The 20,094-nt window shown below is 32.1% G+C and carries 15 protein-coding genes; 14 read left to right on the top strand and 1 reads right to left on the bottom strand.

Annotated features, from left to right (window positions below; genetic code table 11):
• The first annotated feature begins 9 nt into the window (after window positions 1-9).
• From J3477_RS24830 to J3477_RS24810, 5 genes are all read left to right on the top strand, one after another.
• A complete protein-coding gene (locus tag J3477_RS24830) occupies window positions 10-636 on the top strand; it encodes a class I SAM-dependent methyltransferase (protein ID WP_206872924.1) in 627 nt (208 codons plus the stop codon).
• Window positions 637-865: 229 nt separating this feature from the next.
• On the top strand, window positions 866-2,011 hold the full coding sequence (locus tag J3477_RS24825) for a trans-sulfuration enzyme family protein (protein WP_206872923.1): 1,146 nt from the start codon (window positions 866-868) through the stop codon (window positions 2,009-2,011).
• Between the two features lie 39 nt (window positions 2,012-2,050).
• Window positions 2,051-2,962, top strand: coding sequence for a PLP-dependent cysteine synthase family protein (locus J3477_RS24820; RefSeq protein WP_206872922.1), 912 nt, complete (start codon window positions 2,051-2,053; stop codon window positions 2,960-2,962).
• 279 nt (window positions 2,963-3,241) lie between these two features.
• Window positions 3,242-3,976 carry a DUF1361 domain-containing protein gene (locus tag J3477_RS24815; protein WP_206872921.1) on the top strand — a complete coding sequence of 245 codons (735 nt, stop codon included), beginning with the start codon at window positions 3,242-3,244 and terminating at the stop codon, window positions 3,974-3,976.
• On the top strand, window positions 3,966-4,523 hold the full coding sequence (locus tag J3477_RS24810; RefSeq protein ID WP_206872962.1) for a nucleotidyltransferase family protein: 558 nt from the start codon (window positions 3,966-3,968) through the stop codon (window positions 4,521-4,523). Before J3477_RS24815 ends, J3477_RS24810 begins: the two co-directional genes overlap by 11 nt.
• A gap of 143 nt (window positions 4,524-4,666) precedes the next feature.
• Here J3477_RS24810 and J3477_RS24805 read toward each other — a convergent pair whose 3' ends face one another.
• A complete protein-coding gene (locus J3477_RS24805; protein WP_206872920.1) occupies window positions 4,667-6,382 on the bottom strand; it encodes a methyl-accepting chemotaxis protein in 1,716 nt (571 codons plus the stop codon).
• A 503-nt stretch (window positions 6,383-6,885) separates the two neighbouring features.
• Here J3477_RS24805 and J3477_RS24800 point away from each other — a divergent pair.
• From J3477_RS24800 to J3477_RS24760, 9 genes are all read left to right on the top strand, one after another.
• Entirely contained in the window at window positions 6,886-8,058 is a 1,173-nt protein-coding gene (locus tag J3477_RS24800) for an ABC transporter substrate-binding protein (protein ID WP_206872919.1), read from the top strand.
• A 583-nt stretch (window positions 8,059-8,641) separates the two neighbouring features.
• Window positions 8,642-9,817, top strand: a complete 1,176-nt coding sequence (locus J3477_RS24795; protein ID WP_206872918.1) for an ABC transporter substrate-binding protein — start codon at window positions 8,642-8,644, stop codon at window positions 9,815-9,817.
• 61 nt (window positions 9,818-9,878) lie between these two features.
• Window positions 9,879-10,766 (top strand): branched-chain amino acid ABC transporter permease, encoded by an 888-nt coding sequence (locus J3477_RS24790; RefSeq protein WP_206872917.1) that lies wholly within the window; start codon window positions 9,879-9,881, stop codon window positions 10,764-10,766.
• A gap of 3 nt (window positions 10,767-10,769) precedes the next feature.
• Complete coding sequence (locus J3477_RS24785) at window positions 10,770-11,834, top strand: branched-chain amino acid ABC transporter permease (RefSeq protein WP_206872959.1); 1,065 nt, start codon at window positions 10,770-10,772, stop codon at window positions 11,832-11,834.
• Window positions 11,821-12,591 (top strand): ABC transporter ATP-binding protein, encoded by a 771-nt coding sequence (locus J3477_RS24780; RefSeq protein WP_206872916.1) that lies wholly within the window; start codon window positions 11,821-11,823, stop codon window positions 12,589-12,591. The genes J3477_RS24785 and J3477_RS24780 overlap by 14 nt, the downstream gene beginning before the upstream one ends.
• Window positions 12,584-13,315 (top strand): ABC transporter ATP-binding protein, encoded by a 732-nt coding sequence (locus tag J3477_RS24775; protein WP_206872915.1) that lies wholly within the window; start codon window positions 12,584-12,586, stop codon window positions 13,313-13,315. Before J3477_RS24780 ends, J3477_RS24775 begins: the two co-directional genes overlap by 8 nt.
• 358 nt (window positions 13,316-13,673) lie before the next feature.
• Window positions 13,674-16,133 carry a 1,4-alpha-glucan branching protein GlgB gene (gene glgB, locus J3477_RS24770; RefSeq protein ID WP_206872914.1) on the top strand — a complete coding sequence of 820 codons (2,460 nt, stop codon included), beginning with the start codon at window positions 13,674-13,676 and terminating at the stop codon, window positions 16,131-16,133.
• A 41-nt stretch (window positions 16,134-16,174) separates the two neighbouring features.
• Window positions 16,175-17,605, top strand: coding sequence for a glycogen synthase GlgA (glgA, locus tag J3477_RS24765; protein ID WP_206872913.1), 1,431 nt, complete (start codon window positions 16,175-16,177; stop codon window positions 17,603-17,605).
• A gap of 31 nt (window positions 17,606-17,636) precedes the next feature.
• On the top strand, window positions 17,637-20,072 hold the full coding sequence (locus J3477_RS24760; protein WP_206872912.1) for a glycogen/starch/alpha-glucan phosphorylase: 2,436 nt from the start codon (window positions 17,637-17,639) through the stop codon (window positions 20,070-20,072).
• The last annotated feature ends 22 nt before the right edge of the window (window positions 20,073-20,094 follow it).

Raw genomic sequence — 20,094 nt, 5'->3', positions numbered from 1 at the left:
GAAAATATTATGAATTCTAATCAGTATTTTGATAGTATAGCAAATAAGTGGAATACTATGAGGAGTGAGTATTTCAAGGATGAGGTAAGAGATAGAATAGTAGCGAAGTTTGATATTAAAGATAAAGTGGTAGCTGATTTAGGATGTGGAACAGGATTTGTTTCATTGGGACTTGCTAGAGAATCAGCTATGGTGTTCTCCTTAGACAGATCATATAATATGCTAAAGGAACTAAAAGCTTCAGCCAACGCTGTAGGACTTAAAAATATTTATCCAATAAAATCTTCCTTAGATGACTTAGCGCTATTTGATGAATCAATAGATGGAGTTTTTATAAATATGGCTTTACATCATATAGTAGATGCAGAGAAAGCTATAAAAGAAATGTATAGAGTATTAAAGCAAAACGGAACTGTTTTGATATCTGATGTATATCAGCATAATGGCGAATGGGCTAGAGAAGAGATGTATGACGAATGGTTAGGCTTTACTGAAGAGCAGATTAGACAATGGTTAGAGAGTGCTGGATTCACATCTATAAAGATAGAGGATACTGGGCTAAGATGCGAAGGCTATTCAAGCAAGGGTGAATTCACCAATCCAGGTATATTTATGGCAACAGCAATTAAAAAATAAATGTAAAGTAAAATATGTACCACTTCGATATATTGGCAGTAGTAAATTTAATTAAATTAGATTGAAATCTTAAAATTCTGCTTGATGAAGTGGTACATACCTAAAAAAATTCACTGAAAAGGAGCGCTTCAGCAACTTTTTTATAATATAAAAATATAATAAATAAGATACTTACTCTTGTGCTAAAAATTGATGTACAAGGATACTTAAAAATTAGGAGGAAATAGATATGAATTTTGAATCATTGTTAATACACGGAGGAATAGATGGAGACGAAAGAACAGGAGCAGTTAATGTGCCTATATTTCAAACTTCAACATATAAACAAACTGGATTTGGTGTAAATAAAGGATATGAATATTCAAGAACTGGAAATCCAACTAGAGAAGCTGTAGAAAAATTAATATCTGAATTGGAAAGAGGATATGCAGGCTATGCCTTTGCTTCTGGAATGGCAGCAATAACAGCAGTTGTTTCACTGTTTAAATCAGGAGATAAGCTTCTTATATCAAACAATCTTTATGGTGGAACTTTCAGAGTTCTTGATAAAGTATTTAAGAATTTTGATATAAGCTACGGTATAGTTAATACAACTGATCTTGAAGAAATTAGAGCAAATATAGATGATAAGGTAAAAGCTATATTTATAGAAACTCCAACTAACCCTTTAATGGATATAACTGATATTGAAGCAGTTTCAAAAATAGCTAAGGAAAATTCAATACTAACAGTAGTGGACAATACTTTTATGACTCCATACCTTCAAAGACCTATAGAATTAGGTGCTGATATAGTAGTTCATAGCGCTACTAAGTATCTAGGTGGGCACAGTGATTTGGTAGCCGGTTTAGTTGTTGTTAATAATGAAGAGTTAAGTGAAAGACTTCATTTTATACAAAATTCAACTGGTGGTGTGTTAGCTCCTTTTGATTCTTTCTTGTTAATCAGAGGGATAAAAACTTTAGCTGTTAGGATGGATAGACATAACAAAAATGCAGATGTTATAGCTAAATATTTAAGTAATAGAGAAGAAATAGATAAGGTTTTTTATCCAGGACTTGAAGGTCATATAGGACATGATACTCATAAAAAGCAAGCAAGTGGATTTGGTGGAGTTATATCTTTTGTCCTTAAAGAGGGTTATGATTATAAGAAATTTGTTGAGTCTCTAGATATAATAACCTTTGGAGAAAGTCTTGGTGGAGTGGAATCACTAGTTTGCCATCCAGCATCTATGACTCATGGATCAATTCCATATGAAATCAGACAAAAGGTTGGAATAGTTGACAACTTAATAAGACTTTCAATAGGAATAGAAAGTGAAGATGATTTAATTAAGGATATACAGAGTGCTTTAAATAAATCTAAGATATAAGAGATACTTATTGATAAACAATTTAAAGAGGGGATTAATGTGGAATATATAAATGATATAAGAGAGCTTATAGGAAATACTCCTATTATTAAGTTAAATCATTTTAATTTAAAAGAAGGCGTAAATATATTTGCAAAATTGGAGTACTACAATCCAGGTGGAAGTGTAAAAGATAGAATTGGCGAGTATATGATAAAAGCTGCTGAAGATAAAGGGTTATTAAAAGAAGGCTATACAATTATTGAAGCGACTGCTGGTAACACTGGGCTCGGGGTTGCCTTGGCTGCAATTAATAAAGGCTACAATATTATATTTGTGGTACCTACAAAGTTTTCTGAGGAAAAACAAGTACTTATGAGAGCGCTTGGTGCTAAAGTTATAAATACTCCTAGAGAATTTGGCATGTTAGGGGCAGTTGAGAAAGCAGAAGAACTTTTAAAGACTACAAAGAATTCTATTAGCTTTAAGCAGTTTGAAAATATATATAACCCTCTTGCTCATTATGAAACTACAGGGCCTGAAATATACAAAGCCTTAGATGGAAATATAGATTATTTGGTAGCAGGTGCTGGTAGTGGTGGTACTTATAGTGGTGTAGTGAGGTATCTTAAGGAGCAGAATGGAAATATAAAAGGAATATTAGCAGATCCAGAAGGTTCAACTATGGGCGGTGGAATAGCTGGATGCTACAATATAGAAGGAATAGGTAATGATTTTATACCTAAAACTATGGATATGAGTTTAGTTGACCAGATAATAAAGATTAACGATGAAGAGTCCTTAAAATTAGTAAAGGAACTTGCATATAAGGAAGGTATAATAGTAGGAAGTTCATCCGGGGCAGCGCTTTCGGCAGCGTTGAAATTTGCTCAGACTATAGATAAGGGAAATATAGTTACAATATTTCCTGATAGAGGGGATAGATACCTAAGTAAAGGTATATATAACTAAAAACTTTATAATGATTAGAAATTACAGAAGGTTTATAACTTCTGTAATTTTTTTGTCCGAAATTTTCCAATTTTAATAATTACGTAAACATATAAATAATCTATTAATGTATAATGTATTATAAAATAGTCTATTTATAAGCTATTTATTAAAGCTAACTGTAGAGATGTAAAAGTAATTAAAGTAATTAAATTAAGTAAATAATTTGGCACTGCCTTTATGTTATTAGCTTAGAATTTAATTAATAAATAAAATACTAAAATATACTGGAGTGATATCTTGAATACTAGTAAAAATGATATAATGACTACAAAAAACATACTAAGAATTGTTACAGTAGTATATTCTTTATGGGTAATTTTTTGTCCTTATAAAGGTCCTAGATTTATGATATGGAATTTATTTTTGGCTTGGGTTCCTTTAGAAGTTATGGATAGTATAATAAAGATAAATAAAGAAAATAAAGCTAGTAAGGTGATTTTTATAAACTATATATTGTGGATAGTTTGGCTATTGTTTTATCCTAATTCTCCATATATGATTACAGACTTCATACACATAGTCAGTAATAAATACTTTTTAGCTAAACCTATCCATCCAAATTACGCAACAACCAATAAAATATTATTTAATGATAATTTTAAGATATGGGTTGATTTTGTTAATATTGCTATTGGGGCGTGGTTAGGATATGTTGTGGGATTTCTTTCCTTGAATAAGGCTCAACAATTATTTACTAGAAGATATGGAAAGATAATTTCATGGGTCATGGTGTTTTCGGTAAATATGATAAGTGGTTTTGCTATATATCTAGGACGTTTCATAAGGTGGAATAGTTGGGATGTTATTACTAATCCAAAGAATATAATAGTTATTTTAGTAAATAACATTAATAAAAAGAGCTTTAACTTTACAATATTATTTGGCGTATTTACTTTTGTTATATACATAATAAATCACGCTATACGAAAAGATAACATTTTTATAGAAGGAGAAGAGAATTTTGAAATTTGATGATTTATATTTTATTGCTGACGAGCTTAACAAGGAAAAAGTAAGATGGATGATAGGGTCATCAGTACTGTTATACTTCCATGGAATAGTTAATAGCCCTAATGACATTGATATAGTTATAGATGAGAAAGATATAATAAAGGTAAAAGGTATATTTGATAAGATTGGAACGGAGCAAGCTAAAGAGAAAAAGTATCCATATCTGACTGAGTATTTTTATACTTATATAGTAAGAGATACATCAATTGATATAATGTGCAACTTTGGTGTTGCTCACCAATATGGAGATTATAGACTAAAAATTGATGAAGTAGCTATAGTGGAATATAGAAATATAAACAATGGTATATTGCCGTTAAGTTCTTTAGAAGATTGGTATGTGTTATATCAATTAATGCCAGGAAGAGAAAATAAAGTTGATATGATTGAAAAATATCTTGTTAGAAATGGTGTTAATCATTATGAACTTTTTGAGAGAGCGCTAACACAGTCTTTACCAGAAGAAGTTGTTCATAAGATTAATATAGTTATGTGTGATAAGGGCTAAGGTCTACAAATTAAAGGTAAAATAATAAAGCCTCGAAAATTTTTTCGAGGCTTTATTACTTTATTCTAAGGATATTCTTTTTAGTAAAAACAAATATATTTGTTTCTATTTGCTTAACCATTAAGGTGAAAGCTCATAATGTTTTAAAGTGTAAATTTGCTAGTTAATATACTTAATTTTTGAGCTAGCTCAGCCTGTGACATAGCAGTCCTACTAACTTCTTCTATTGCAGCTGCAGCTTCAGATATACTCTCAATTATTTCTTGAGAAGAAGAGTTTGTCTGTTGGGACATAGCGCTTACATTTTCGATTTCTCTATTTATCTTTTCTACTATTCCTTTTATAGAGTATGATGATTGGTGGAACTTTCTTGATATATCGGCAACCAATTTTGCATCGTCTCCATATTGATATCCGATGTTTATCATTTCTTCATTTGTAGGAGTAACTATATCTTCTATATATTTAAGTATGTTAGTAGCATTATCTGATAAGCTCTTAAAGGCCAATTCTATTTGATCTGTAACTTTATTTATGTTTTTAACAGCAGACATTGAACTATCTGCTAATTTTATTATTTCGCCAGCAACAACAGCAAATCCTCGTCCTGCTTCCCCTGCCCTTGCTGATTCTATCATAGCATTAAGTGCTAATAAGTTGGTTTGATCTGCAATTTGAGTTATAGTAGTTGCCATTAGCTTAATTTGTGTTACAACTTTACCCTGCTCTATAGAGCTTAGTACAGCCTCTTGGTTGGATTGATAAAGTTCTTTTGAATTTTTTACTAGTTCCGTTGAATTGTTTTTTAAGCTAGTTGCTCTAGTCTCAATATCTTTAGCAGAATTATAACTATGATCAGCATCTGATCCTAAGTCAGTAACTTGAGATGCTATTTTATCTGTAGAGTAATTTACTTCTTCAATGCTTGAAGTTAATTCTTGAACACCGCTGCCTATATGCTGTATGCTTTCGTTTATGGTATCTACTTTTGAAGTTACTTCTTCCATTGTTGCAGATAATTCCTCGCTGGATGAGCTTAGATTAACTGCACTATTGTTTATCTCTGAAATTACATCTCTTAAAGAGATTACGGTTGCATTTAAGGAATCTTCGATTTTACCGAATTCATCCATGGTCTTCACTTTAAGTGAGTCTGATAAATCACCGTTCTTAAGTTTTTCAGTAAATGAAATTATTGATTTTAATTTTTTAGATATATAGGATCTGAGATATAGAGAGCATATTACTGTAATGATTAAGGAAATTCCTAAAACTATATATGTAAGAGTTATTGAAAGATTATAGGTGCTTCCTGAATCATCGTACGCTTGCCTTGATTCGTTCTGATTGAATTGTACTATGTTTTTAATTACGTTATCAACGGAATCTCTTTTTAAGGTAACAGTTGTTATAATATCTTTAGCCCTTTGGTAATCCCCTGCTTTTATTAAGTTTATTGTTTCATCTCTTGACTTAATATAGTCATCCAGCATCATAGTTAAGTCTTTAAGCAGTGATTTTTCCTTGCTGTTTGTCACTGATTTTGTATATTGCTGAAGTATGGTACTGTTTTCTAAATTAATGGCAGTAATCTCGTCGCTATATCTAGATAGATTTGATTTATTTCTTTCATCCATAGCTAGAAGCGTATTAACTTGAGATTCTTGAACGTTTTCTCTAAGAGTTCTTACATCTTGAATTGCTTTCATATTAACGGAATAAATATGTTGCAAATTGTTATTTACAGATCTTAGATTGTAGATTTCACTTAATCCGATTATTAATAGCAGTACTAGAAGTGTCACAAAGATAAAAGTGATTTTAGTGGTAAGTTTGATTGAACTTAATCTCCTTTTCAAAATAATTGCCCCCTCTTAAGTTGTTTGTATGTTTTTGCCGAATGTTATTATAAATATATTATCATAATTATCGAGTCTTTTAAATTCAAATAAATAGAAGAAAAGTGAAAAATACGTTTACATGAAAAATTTTTTTTATGCATATATATTTATTTGAATTTGCAAGTAAGTTTATGATAATCACAAAGAAGTAAAAAGTTGTTAATGAATTGTAAATGTACTTAGTAGAAATACAAATAATAAAAAGTGTATTTTTGTGATAGAATGATAAAAATAAAAGCTGAAACATATCAAATTGCTAGTAATTTAAACAATGTTATGATAATATATTAAATGTAAATAAAGTGTATAAAGTATGAACAAAAAAAGCTTGTTGAATAAAAATACAATACATTTTGCAATTTACAAAAAATAATTTGCTGATTTAAAGTAGTCTGTATGATGATGAGAAGTTAATCAGTAATAAGTGATAATTCGTATTTATTAAAAGGGGGAGTAAATTAATGAAAAGAAAACTAGCAATTATAATTAGTGCAGTATTAGCTGTGGGGACAGTACTTTCAAGTTGTCAGGTTGAAAAGGTATCAGATTCTAAGTCAAGCGGTAGTAATGATACGATAAAAATAGGTGTTTTTGAACCGCTTACAGGTGCGAATGCCGGTGGTGGAGAATTAGAGGTAGAAGGAATAAAACTTGCTAACAAGCTTTATCCTGAGGTAAATGGAAAGAAAATTGAACTAGTTATAGTTGATAATAAATCAGACAAGGTAGAAGCATCTAATGCGGCATCAAGACTTGTTGAAAAAGACAAGGTTACAGCTATTATAGGAAGTTGGGGAAGTTCCTTATCGATGGCTGCTGGAGATATTATAAAGAAAGCTAAAATACCAACAATTGCAACATCAGCTACAAATCCATTGGTTACTAAGGGAAATGACTATTATTTCAGAGTTTGTTTTATAGATCCATTCCAAGGAACAGTAATGGCTAACTATGCTTACTCAAAACTTAATGCTAAGAAGGTTGCAATTGTACAAGAAGTTTCTAATGACTATGCAGTTGGACTAGCTAAGTATTTTACTGATTCATTTACAAAATTAACTGGAGACAGCAAAGCTATAGTTTCAGTATCTAACTATAATACTGGAGACCAAGATTTTAGTGCACAATTAACTAATATAAAATCACAAAATCCAGATGTAATATTTGCTCCTGGTAATTTCACAGAGTCAGCACTCCTAATAAAACAAGCAAGGGATTTAGGAATAAAGGCTCCAATAATAGGTGGAGATACATGGGAGACACCAGATTTCTTAAAGATAGGTGGTAGTGCTGTTGAAGGATCAGTATTCTCTACTTTCTTTGCAACAGAAAAACCAATAACAAAGGAATCAGAAAAATTCTTAACAGAATATAAGAAGGAATACAACAAAGAACCTGCTGCAGTTTCAGCTCTTGCATACGATGCGTATTTGTTACTAGTAGATGGTCTAAAGAGAACTGGCTCAGAAGATTCAGTTAAATTGAGAGACGAGCTTGTAAAGACTAAGGATTTCCAAGGAGCTGCAGGTGTTGTTAACTTTGATGAAGATAGAAATGCAGTAAAAGCAGCAGTTATTAAGCAAGTAAAGGACGGAAAGTTTACTTATCTTGATTTAATCGAACCAACAAAATAAAACAATTTAGAAACTATAGGGATCCTTCATGAAGACTTAAGTTATGTGTGTATGAAAGCCTTGGATTATGAGATGGAAAGCGTGCATGACTTAATATTTGACGTAGGATCCCTCTATATTTTAATGAGAAATCTTTAAATAAGGTAAGCTGAGAATTAGGAGAATATATAAAATAGCATATACGAATAATCACGTTTACATTGATATTATTAAAATATGAAATGTGTGATTTAAAAAAATGCAAAAAATACTTTGCTTTAATTTTAAAATAGATAGTTATTTATACAAAATCCATTTGTCCTTCACAGGAAGACAAATAATAAAAAGTGTGTTTTTGTGATAGAATGATAAAAATAAAACCTTGAAATTAACATAATGTTAATTAATATAATAATATTATGTTAAGTTAATAAATTAATATACAAATGAATAATATGTGAATAATTTTACGAAGTTGAATAATAATGCAGGAATACTTTTCAATTGACAGAAAATATTTTGTTGAGATAAAATTAACAACAACATACGAAGACAGTATTCAGCAATAAGTATATTCGTAAATATTCTAAGGGGGATTAAAATAATGAAGAGAAAATTAGCGATTATAATAAGTGCAGTATTGGCTGTAGGAACAGTACTTTCAAGTTGCCAGGTTGAGAAGGTATCAGATTCTAGCACCAATGGGAGCAGTGATACTATAAAAATTGGGGTTTTTGAACCGCTAACAGGAGCAAATGCTGGTGGTGGTGAATTAGAAGTAGAAGGAATAAAACTTGCTAACAAGCTTTATCCTGAAGTTAATGGAAAGAAAATAGAACTAGTAATAGTTGATAATAAATCTGATAAAGTAGAGGCATCTAATGCAGCATCAAGACTTGTGGAGAAAGAAAAGGTTACGGCTATAATAGGAAGTTACGGAAGCTCACTTTCAATGGCTGCTGGGGATATAGTAAAGAAAGCTAAGATACCAACAGTTGCAACATCAGCAACAAATCCATTGGTTACTAAAGGAAATGACTATTATTTCAGAGTTTGCTTTATAGACCCATTCCAAGGAACAGTAATGGCTAACTATGCTTACTCAAAACTTAATGCTAAGAAGGTTGCAATTGTACAAGAAGTTTCTAATGATTATGCAGTTGGACTAGCTAAGTATTTTACAGATTCATTCACAAAATTAACTGGAGACAGCAAAGCTATAGTTTCAACATCTAACTATAACACTGGAGACCAAGATTTTAGTGCACAATTAACTAATATAAAGTCACAAAATCCAGATGTAATATTTGCTCCTGGTAACTTCACAGAGTCAGCGCTTTTAATAAAACAAGCAAGGGATTTAGGAATAAAAGCACCAATAATAGGTGGAGATACATGGGAGACACCAGACTTCTTAAAGATAGGTGGTCAAGCAGCTGAAGGAGCAGTATTCTCAACTGCATTTGCTACAGAAAAACCAGTTACAAAGGAATCAGAAAAATTCTTAGAGGCATATAAAAAAGAATACAGTGGAAAAGACGCTTCTGCAATGTCTGCACTTGGATATGATTCATACTTAATACTAGTAGATGCTCTTAAGAGATCTGGAACAAATGATTCTGTTAAGTTAAGAGACGAACTTGCAAAGACTAAGGATTTCCAAGGAGCTACAGGAGTAATTAACTTTGATGAAGACAGAAATGCCATAAAAGCAGCAATAATTAAGACTGTTAAGGATGGCAAATTTACTTATACTGACACAGTAGAGCCAACAAAATAAAGGAATTAGAGGACTAGCTAATAGCCAGTTCTCTCTATCTTAAAAGGAGAGGGATTTTAATATGGGTACACTTTTGCAGCATTTAGCTAATGGAATATCATTAGGTAGTTTATATGCGCTAATAGCAATAGGATACACAATGGTTTATGGAATATTAAGACTTATAAATTTTGCTCATGGAGATATATTTATGATGGCTGCTTATTTTACCTTCTATGGTATAGCAGTTTTTGCAATGCCTTGGTATGTAGCAGTATTGTTTTCTATAGCTCTTACAGTATTGCTTGGAATATTTATAGAGAAGGCAGCTTACAAACCTATAAGAACTGCACCTAAGATATCAATACTTATATCAGCAATAGGAGTATCATTCTTTCTTGAAAACTTAGGAACGGTTGTTTTTGGAGGTGTACCTAAAGCATTTCCGCAGGAACCACTTTTTACTGATGTAATTAAGATTGGATCTGTATCTATGCAGAGACTTACAATCATAATTCCAGTGGTAACCGTTATTATACTTTTTCTATTATTATACGTTGTAAACAAAACAAAAGTTGGGATGGCTATGAGAGCTGTTTCTAAGGATTACGAAATATCTTCATTGATGACTATAAATATAAACAGAATAATAACTTTGACCTTTGCCATAGGATCTGCTTTAGCGGCAATTGGAAGTATAATGTGGGGATTCAAGTTCCCAAATATCAATCCTCTTATGGGAGTTATGCCTGGACTTAAATGCTTCATAGCTGCAGTTATAGGGGGAATAGGAAATATCACTGGTGCTGTAGTGGGTGGATTTATCCTTGGAATAGGTGAAATCATGCTTGTTGCTTTACTACCAAGTCTTACAGGTTATAGAGATGCTTTTGCTTTTATACTTTTAATAGTTATATTACTATTTAAGCCAACAGGTATAATGGGCGAAAAAATTTCGGAGAAGGTGTAGATGATGAAAAAGAGAAATTTAATTTTAACAGGAATTTCATTTGTCGTACTCATATTATTTTTAATATATGCAGATAAAAACTTTGATCCATATAAAACAAGAATACTCAATTTATGTGCAATTTATGCAGTTTTGGCTTTAAGCATGAACTTGATCAACGGCTTCACTGGTTTGTTTTCATTAGGGCATGCTGGATTTATAGCTATAGGTGCCTATACAACAGCTCTTTTGACTATGTCACCTGAAACTAAAGCTCAAAACTTTTTTATGCAACCTATAGCTGCTCCATTGGCAAACATACAATTGCCTTTTCCAATAGCCCTTATAGTTGCAGGTATAATCTCTGCATTTTTAGCTTACTTAATAGGAGCTCCTGCACTAAGACTTAAAGGGGATTATTTAGCTATTGCAACACTTGGCTTTGCAGAAATAATAAGAGTAGTAATAAATAATACACAATCCATTACTAATGGTGCATTAGGATTAAAAGGTATACCAGTAACTACTAATATATGGTGGAGTTTTGGGGTATTCATAGTGACAGTTATACTTATGGTGTCATTTGTGAATAGTAGTTTTGGTAGGGCGCTGAAAGCAATAAGAGAAGATGAAATAGCAGCTGAAAGTATGGGGATAAATCTTTTTAGGAATAAAACTCTAGCTTTTTCAATAGGGGCTTTCTTTGCTGGAGTAGGTGGTGGTTTACTGGCAAATTCACTAGGAACAATAGATCCTACAATGTTTAAATTCATGCTGACTTTCAATATACTACTTATCATAGTGCTAGGTGGAATGGGAAGTATAACAGGAACTATAATTTCATCATTTATTATAACAATAGCTGGAGAAGCATTGAGATTCTTAGATGAAACTATAACGATAGGTGGATACAGAATAAAAGGAGTTGCTGGTACTAGAATGGTTGTATTCTCAGCCCTTCTAATGATAGCTGTATTGTTCTTTAGTAAAGGTCTTATGGGAAATAAAGAATTTTCGTGGAATGGTCTTTTTGGATTCTTCAAGAACATAGGACGTAGCAAAGGAGGAAGCCAAGATGAAATTGCTTAATGCGGACAAGATAACAATGAAGTTTGGAGGTCTTACAGCAGTTAAGGACTTCAGTTTGGAACTTAACAAGGGTGAAATTGTTGCGCTTATAGGACCTAATGGTGCAGGTAAGACTACAGCTTTTAATATGATAACAGGTGTTTACAGCCCTTCAGAGGGACAAATATTTTTTAATAATGAAAGAATTTCTGGATTGAAGCCAGACGCTATAACTAAAAAAGGTATAGCTAGAACTTTTCAAAATATAAGACTGTTTGGAGAATTAACAGTTTTAGATAATGTTCTTATAGCAAATCACCTTCATTTAAAATCAATGTTTCTAGAAGGTATGTTTAAGCTTCCTAGGTATAGAAAAGAAGAAAAAGAAATGGTTCAAAAATCATTAGATTTACTGGAGAGAGTTGGACTTTTAGATCTTAAGGATGAAAAGGCAAGCTCACTTCCTTATGGAAAGCAAAGAAGACTAGAAATTGCTAGAGGTCTTGCTACTAATCCGGAAATTATGCTTTTAGATGAACCAGCAGCAGGAATGAATCCAAAGGAATCTGATGAACTTACAAGCTTTATAAATGAAATAAGAGACGAATTTGGACTTACTATATTTATGATAGAACATCATATGCCTCTAGTAATGGGGATATCTGATAGAATATACGTGCTTGATCACGGGGTTACTATTGCACATGGGACACCTTATGAAATTCAAAATAATTCAAAGGTTATTGAAGCCTACTTGGGGGTGAAGGAAGATGCTTAAAATAGAAGATTTAGTAGTATCTTATGGAGCTATTGAGGCTCTTAATGGGATATCTATAAATGTAGAGCAAGGAAAGATTGTTACTCTTGTTGGTGCAAATGGAGCTGGAAAGAGCACAACACTAAGAGCAACAGTAGGTCTTACTAAAATTAAGTCAGGTAAAATAATCTATGATGGTGTAGATATAACTAATAAAAAGACAGAGCAGATACCAAAGATGGGTTTGACTCTAGTTCCTGAAGGAAGAAGAGTTTTTCCTAACCTTACTGTTCTTGAAAATATTAAGTTAGGTGCGTATTTCAGAAAAGATAAGAAGGAAATAGAAAAAGATATAAAGTGGATATATGAATTGTTTCCAAGATTAGAGGAAAGAAAGTGGCAGCTTGCAGGAACTCTTTCAGGAGGAGAACAACAAATGTTGGCAGTTGGAAGAGCTCTTATGGCAAAGCCAAAACTTCTAATGATGGATGAACCTTCACTTGGACTTGCACCTATAATAGTTAAAGATATATTTAATATAATCCAAGAGATAAGAAACCAAGGGGTCACTATACTACTAATAGAGCAAAATGCAAATCTTGCTTTAAAGGCTGCGGATTATGGATATGTACTTGAGACTGGAAGGATAATAATGGAGGGTACTGGAGAAGAGCTTATTAAAAACGAAGATATAAAAAATGCTTACTTAGGTGAAGCGGTTGATAAGAAAGAAGCCGCATTATAAAAGAATAAAAAATCGCTAATGCAGCAAGCATTAGCGATTTTTTCTCTTAGGGAAAAGATTAATGTTAAAATTCTTTGTCTATTTTCTGTATTGTGGATGTCTAATAATTTAATTATTAAGGGATTAATTAAATAATAAGAGATTTTTGTGGCAGTTGTATGACAAAATTGTGTGATATTATGGCATTTTTAATTTCGTAATGTTTCCATATTATGATTTATAAACGGTTTCATTTGAGTGTATTATAAATTTGATTTTATAAAGTTTCATTTCCAAAATATGTGAAGGTGTTACAGCTTTTCTGTAGAATATATGTAAAATATGGAATTTAAAATTTAGGGTAATGGGGGCGTAATTTATGAAGAACTTAGAAAATGATTTAGATATAGTTGTTGCTGAAGGGGCAGCAGAAACAAAAGAATTAGCCCAAAAGAAGAGTGCTACAAAGAAAAAAACTACTAGAACTAAAAAATCAAAAACAGAAGAAGTCAATGATGAGATAGATAAGGCTACAGTTAAAAAAGATAAAGTATCAACTAAAGCTTCAAGAACTAGAAAAACAACAAAGAAGGTAGATGAAGAGTTAGAGGGAGCGGTACAAGAAGCAAAGGTTGAAGGTGAAAAACCAGTTAAAAAAACTACTAAGAAAACAACAAAGAAAAAGGATGCCGTTGATGAAAAAAAATCTGAAGTTAAACCTAAGAAAACTAAAACAAGAACAAAAAAAATAGTAGATGAGCCTGTGTCATTGGAAATTGAAGAATTAAATATTGAAAATGCTAAAGAAGATAAACAAGAACTTCAAGTTGATAAAAATGAAGTAAGTGGTATCGTTTCTGATTTTAATATGTATCTATTTCATGAAGGTAATAACTACGAAAGCTATAAATTCATGGGAGGCCATCTAGTAGAGGAAAATGGAATAGCGGGCGCAAGATTTACTACTTGGGCACCAAATGCTAGCTCTGTGAATGTAGTTGGAGATTTTAGTGAATGGGAAAGTAATGCTGATAATAAATTGAAGAAAATCAGTGAGTCTGGTTTATGGAGTGGATTTATTCCAGAGCTCAAAGCTGGAGTTGTATATAAATATGCTATAACAAGTAAGGATGGAAAGAAGGTTGTATTAAAGTCTGACCCTTATGCTTTTGCATCAGAACTTAGACCAAATACTGCTTCTTTAATTACAGAGATATCTGATTATACTTGGAAAGATGAAAAGTGGATAGAAAAAAGAAATAATACCAATGTGTATGAAAGCCCAATTAATATATACGAACTTCATTTAGGTTCATGGAGTAGAAAAGAAGATGGAAGTTTTTATAACTACTTGGAGCTAGCAGAAATACTTCCGGCATATGTTGAAGAAATGGGCTATACTCATGTTGAGCTAATGCCTATAATGGAACATCCACTAGATGATTCTTGGGGATATCAAGTGACGGGTTATTACTCTGTGACAAGAAGATATGGTAGCAGTGATGATTTTAAGGTGTTAGTTGATTCATTACATGAGAAAAATATAGGTGTAATTTTAGATTGGGTTCCTGGACATTTCTGTAAGGATGAGCATGGATTGTATATGTTTGATGGTACTCCAACTTACGAATATAGTGAGATTTCGAAACAAGAAAACAAAGGCTGGGGAGCAGCTAACTTTGATTTAGGAAAGCCAGAAGTTAAAAGCTTTTTGATTTCTAATGCTCTTTATTGGTTAAAGAATTTTCATATAGATGGATTAAGAGTAGATGCTGTGGCAAATATGCTATATCTTGATTATGATAGGAAGCATGGAGAATGGAAACCTAATAAGTACGGCGGACGAGAAAATTTAGAGGCTGTAGAATTCTTAAAAGCTCTGAATAAAGCTATATTTAAACAAGCAAACAATATTCTTGTTGTTGCGGAAGAGTCAACATCTTGGCCTATGGTAACTAAGCCTGCTGATATAGGAGGATTAGGATTTAACTTTAAGTGGAACATGGGTTGGATGAATGATATGTTAAAGTATATTCAGATTGACCCTATATATAGGAAACATCATCACAATCTAATAACCTTCTCAATGATGTACAATTACTCGGAAAATTTTATACTTCCAATATCACATGATGAAGTTGTACATGGAAAAAAATCATTAGTGGATAAAATGTGGGGAGATTATTGGAACAAATTTGCTGGGCTTAGACTATTTATATCTTATATGCTTGCACATCCAGGTAAGAAGTTATTATTTATGGGTAGTGAATTTGGACAGTTTATAGAATGGAGAAACCATGAAGGCTTAGAGTTTAAGCTTATAGAGCAATTTGAAATGCATAGAGATACACAAAAGTTCTTTAAGGATATGAATAAGTTTTACTTAGAAAACGAAGCTCTGTGGCAGTATGACTATAACGCAAATGGTTTTGAATGGATCGATGCTGATAATTCTACTCAAAGTATTATTGTTTTTGCTAGAAAAACTGATGATCCAAAGAAAAGTTTAATATATGTATGTAACTTTACCTCAGCAGTTTATTATGATTTTAATATAGGAGTTCCTTACCTAGGTGAATATCAAGAAATATTTAATACAGATAGTAAGGAATATGGTGGATCAGGTCAAGTAATTGGAGAAAGTTTATTCTCTGAGAAAGCACCTTGGCATAACCAAAAGTATAAATTAACTATCAAAGTACCTCCTATGGCAACATTAATATTAAAACCTGTAAATATAATAGATGATGTAGAAGAAAAAGAGCAGAATATCTTAAAAGGCTTAGATTTTGATAAAGCTATAAGTATAGCTGAAAAGCAGATTAAAGATAAAGAATAAAACAGCTAGTCATCATAAATATTGAGGAGGTAGATGAGATAATGAAAGTACTTTTTATTGCATCAGAGGCAGATCCGTTTATTAAGACTGGAGGATTAGGGGATGTTATGGGAGCATTACCTAAAGCTTTGGTAAAGCAAGGTGTAGATGCAAGGGTCATAATACCAAAATATAAAAATATAAAGGATAAGTATATAGATAAGCTTTGTTTCATAAAGTGGTTTATGGTTCCAGTAGGTTGGAGAAACTCTTACTGTGGGATATTTGAATATGAATATGAAGGCGTAAAATTTTATTTTATAGACAATGAGCAGTATTTTAATAGAGAAGGTTTGTATGGGCATTATGATGATGGAGAAAGATTTGCTTTCTTTGATAGAGCGGTACTTCAAGCTATAAAAGAACTGGATTTCAGACCTGACGTGATACATTGTAATGATTGGCACACTGGAATGGTACCAGTATTATTAAAGCTTGAGTATAGCAAAGATCCATTTTACTCAGATATAAAAGCAGTGTACTCTATACACAACTTACTTTTTCAAGGCAATTATGGCCCAGAAGTTTTGCAAGAGCTTTTTGGATATGATATGGAACCTTTCAATAATGGCAGTCTAGAACTTCACGGTGATGTGAGCTTTATGAAAGGTGGAATAAATTATTCTGATCGTGTTTCAACAGTAAGCTATACTTATGCTTCAGAAATACAAAGTGAAAATTATGGTGAAAAACTTGATGGTCTTTTGCGCGCTAGAAATAGTATATTATCAGGTATATTAAATGGGATAGATTATGATATCTATAATCCAAGCAATGATAACTATATTTTCCAAAACTATAATCTAAATAATATTGAAGATAAAAAGTTAAATAAACTAGGTTTACAAAAACAATTAGGCTTACCAGAGCGAGAAGATGTGCCAATTATCGGTGTTGTATCAAGACTTACTAACCAAAAAGGAATGGATTTAGTAGTAAATATCGCTGATAGGTTACTTCAACATAATATCCAGTTAGTTGTGCTTGGTACAGGAGATAGGTCCTATGAAGAGCATTTTAGAAACTTACAATATAGGTATCCAGATAAGGTGTCTATTAATATAATGTTTAGTGATGAATTAGCACATAGAATTTATGCTGGTGCGGATATGTTCTTAATGCCATCATTGTTTGAACCTTGTGGACTGGGTCAATTGATAGCACTTAGATATGGAACTATACCTATAGTTAGAGAAACTGGAGGGTTAAAGGATACTGTTACCCCTTATAATAAGTATACTGGTGAAGGCAATGGATTTAGTTTTTATAACTATATAAGCTCGGAACTTTTGGGAACAATAGAATACGCAATAAAATCCTACCATAATAAACAAATTTGGGATGGACTTATAAAGCAAGCAATGACTTCAGACAATAGTTGGGAAAAGGCTGCGGAAGACTATAAAAAGTTGTATGAATCGTTGATTTATTAAGATTATGCTTTAGTATAAAGGAGGAATAGATATGTTCAATATAGACAAAGACGCCTTTAAAAAGGACTATCTTAAGAAATTTTTAGAACTTCACGGTAAAGAGTTGGAGAACGGAACTCAGCAAAATAAGTATGAAACTTTAGGCAGTTTAGTTAGAGATTATGTTGCTAAAGCTTGGATAGATACCAATAAAAGATATAATCAAACGGGCGAAAAACAAGTTTATTATTTCTCCATGGAATTTTTATTAGGTAGGCTTCTTGGAGATGCACTCTTGAACCTAGGTATAAGAGATGTGTGTAAAGAGGCTTTGGACGAATTAAATATTGATCTTAGAGAATTAGAAGAATTTGAGCATGATCAAGGACTAGGAAATGGTGGGCTTGGAAGACTTGCGGCTTGCTTCTTAGATTCTATGGCATCTCTAAATATTCCGGGGCATGGCTGCGGAATTAGATATAAATACGGATTTTTTGAACAAAAGATAATGAATGGGGCTCAAGTTGAAGCTCCGGACTATTGGCTTAAAGAAGGAAATGTATGGGAGATGAAAAAGCCTGATAAGTCAGAGATTGTTAAGTTTGGCGGTGAGGTAAGGGGTGAAGCAGTAAATGGTAGATTGAGTTTTACTCATATCAACTATGAACCAGTTTTAGCAATACCTTATGATACTCCAGTTGTAGGATATAAAAATGATGTAGTTAATACTTTGAGACTTTGGAGTGCTGAACCAGTATCTAATGAATTTGACTTTTCATCTTTTAGCAGAGGAGACTTTTTAAAAGCAATTGAGTATAAAAACTCAGTAGAAGCTATATCTCACGTGCTTTATCCAGATGATACTTTCTACGAAGGTAAAATATTAAGATTAAAGCAACAATACTTTTTTGTATCAGCTGGTATTCAAAGTATATTGAGATATTTTAAAGACAATGGACATAATTTAATGAATCTTGATGATATGCTTGCTATTCATATAAACGATACTCATCCAACTCTAGCTATTCCTGAGCTTATGAGGCTTTTAATGGATGAAGAAGGTATGTCTTGGGAAGATGCATGGAGGATAACTACTAATACAGTGTCATATACAAATCATACTATCCTTGCTGAAGCTTTAGAAAAATGGCCTGTAGATATGTTTAAGAAGTTGCTTCCAAGAATTTATATGATAGTTGAAGAGATAAATAAAAGATTTTGTCAGGATTTATGGAATAAGTATATAGGACAGTGGGATAAGATATCTAAGATGTCCATAATTGGTGATGGATATGTAAGGATGGCCAATTTAGCGATAGTTGGAAGTCATAGTGTAAATGGAGTGGCTAAACTTCATACCGAGATACTTAAAAAGCAAGAGATGAAAGAATTCTATTATTTATATCCTAGAAAATTCAATAATAAAACAAATGGAATAACTCATAGAAGATGGCTTATTAAATCAAATCCAGAACTTACTTCTTTATTAAAAAATACTATTGGAGAGGGTTGGATAAAACATCCTACAGATTTGGAAAATTTCGCAAGATTTTCTAAGGATAAGTCGGTTTTAAGAAAGCTTGCAGAGATAAAGAATAATAATAAGAAGTCTTTAGCTAAAATTATTTATGATTCAAACGGGATAAAAATAGATCCGAATTCCATTTTTGATGTCCAAGTAAAGAGAATACATGCATATAAGAGGCAGACTCTTAATTGTCTAAGAATAATGGATTTATATAATAGGCTCATTGATAACCCTGATTTAGATATAGTTCCTAGGACTTTCATTTTTGCAGGAAAAGCAGCTCCAGGATACTATCTTGCAAAAAAAACAATAGAGCTTATAAATGCAGTAGGTGAAAAGGTAAATAATGATAAGAGGATAAAAGATAAAATAAAGGTTGTCTACATGGAGAACTACAGAGTATCTCAAGCTGAAGATATAATACCTGCTACAGATGTTAGTGAACAGATATCTACTACCACTAAAGAGGCTTCTGGTACCTCAAATATGAAGTTTATGATGAATGGAGCAATAACAGTAGCTACTCTAGACGGTGCTAATGTTGAGATAAGAGATGAGGTTGGCGATGACAACATAATAATATTTGGACTTACTGAGAGAGAAGTACTGGATTATTATTCAAAAGGTGGTTATTCAGCTTGGGAGACTTGTAACAGTGATTCAAGACTAAGAAGAGTCACTCAAGATATAATAAATGGATACTATTCTCCTGATAAAGATAGGTTCAAAACTGTTTTTGAACATTTGCTTACCTACAATGATGAATTCTTTGTATTAAAGGATTTTGATTCTTATGTTAGAGCCCAAGATAAAGTAGATACTATCTATAGAGACATAGATAAATGGCAGAGTATGGCGGCTGTTAATATAGCACATTCAGGTGTTTTTTCTTCTGATAGAACAATACAAGAATATGCTACAGGTATATGGGGATCAGGATATCTATATAAAAATTTATAATAGAGTAAGGCTGGAAAGCTAT

This window comes from Clostridium zeae (assembly GCF_017312485.1).
Classification (GTDB): domain Bacteria; phylum Bacillota; class Clostridia; order Clostridiales; family Clostridiaceae; genus Clostridium_AR; species Clostridium_AR zeae.
This window is presented reverse-complemented; position numbering and strand designations above follow the sequence as displayed.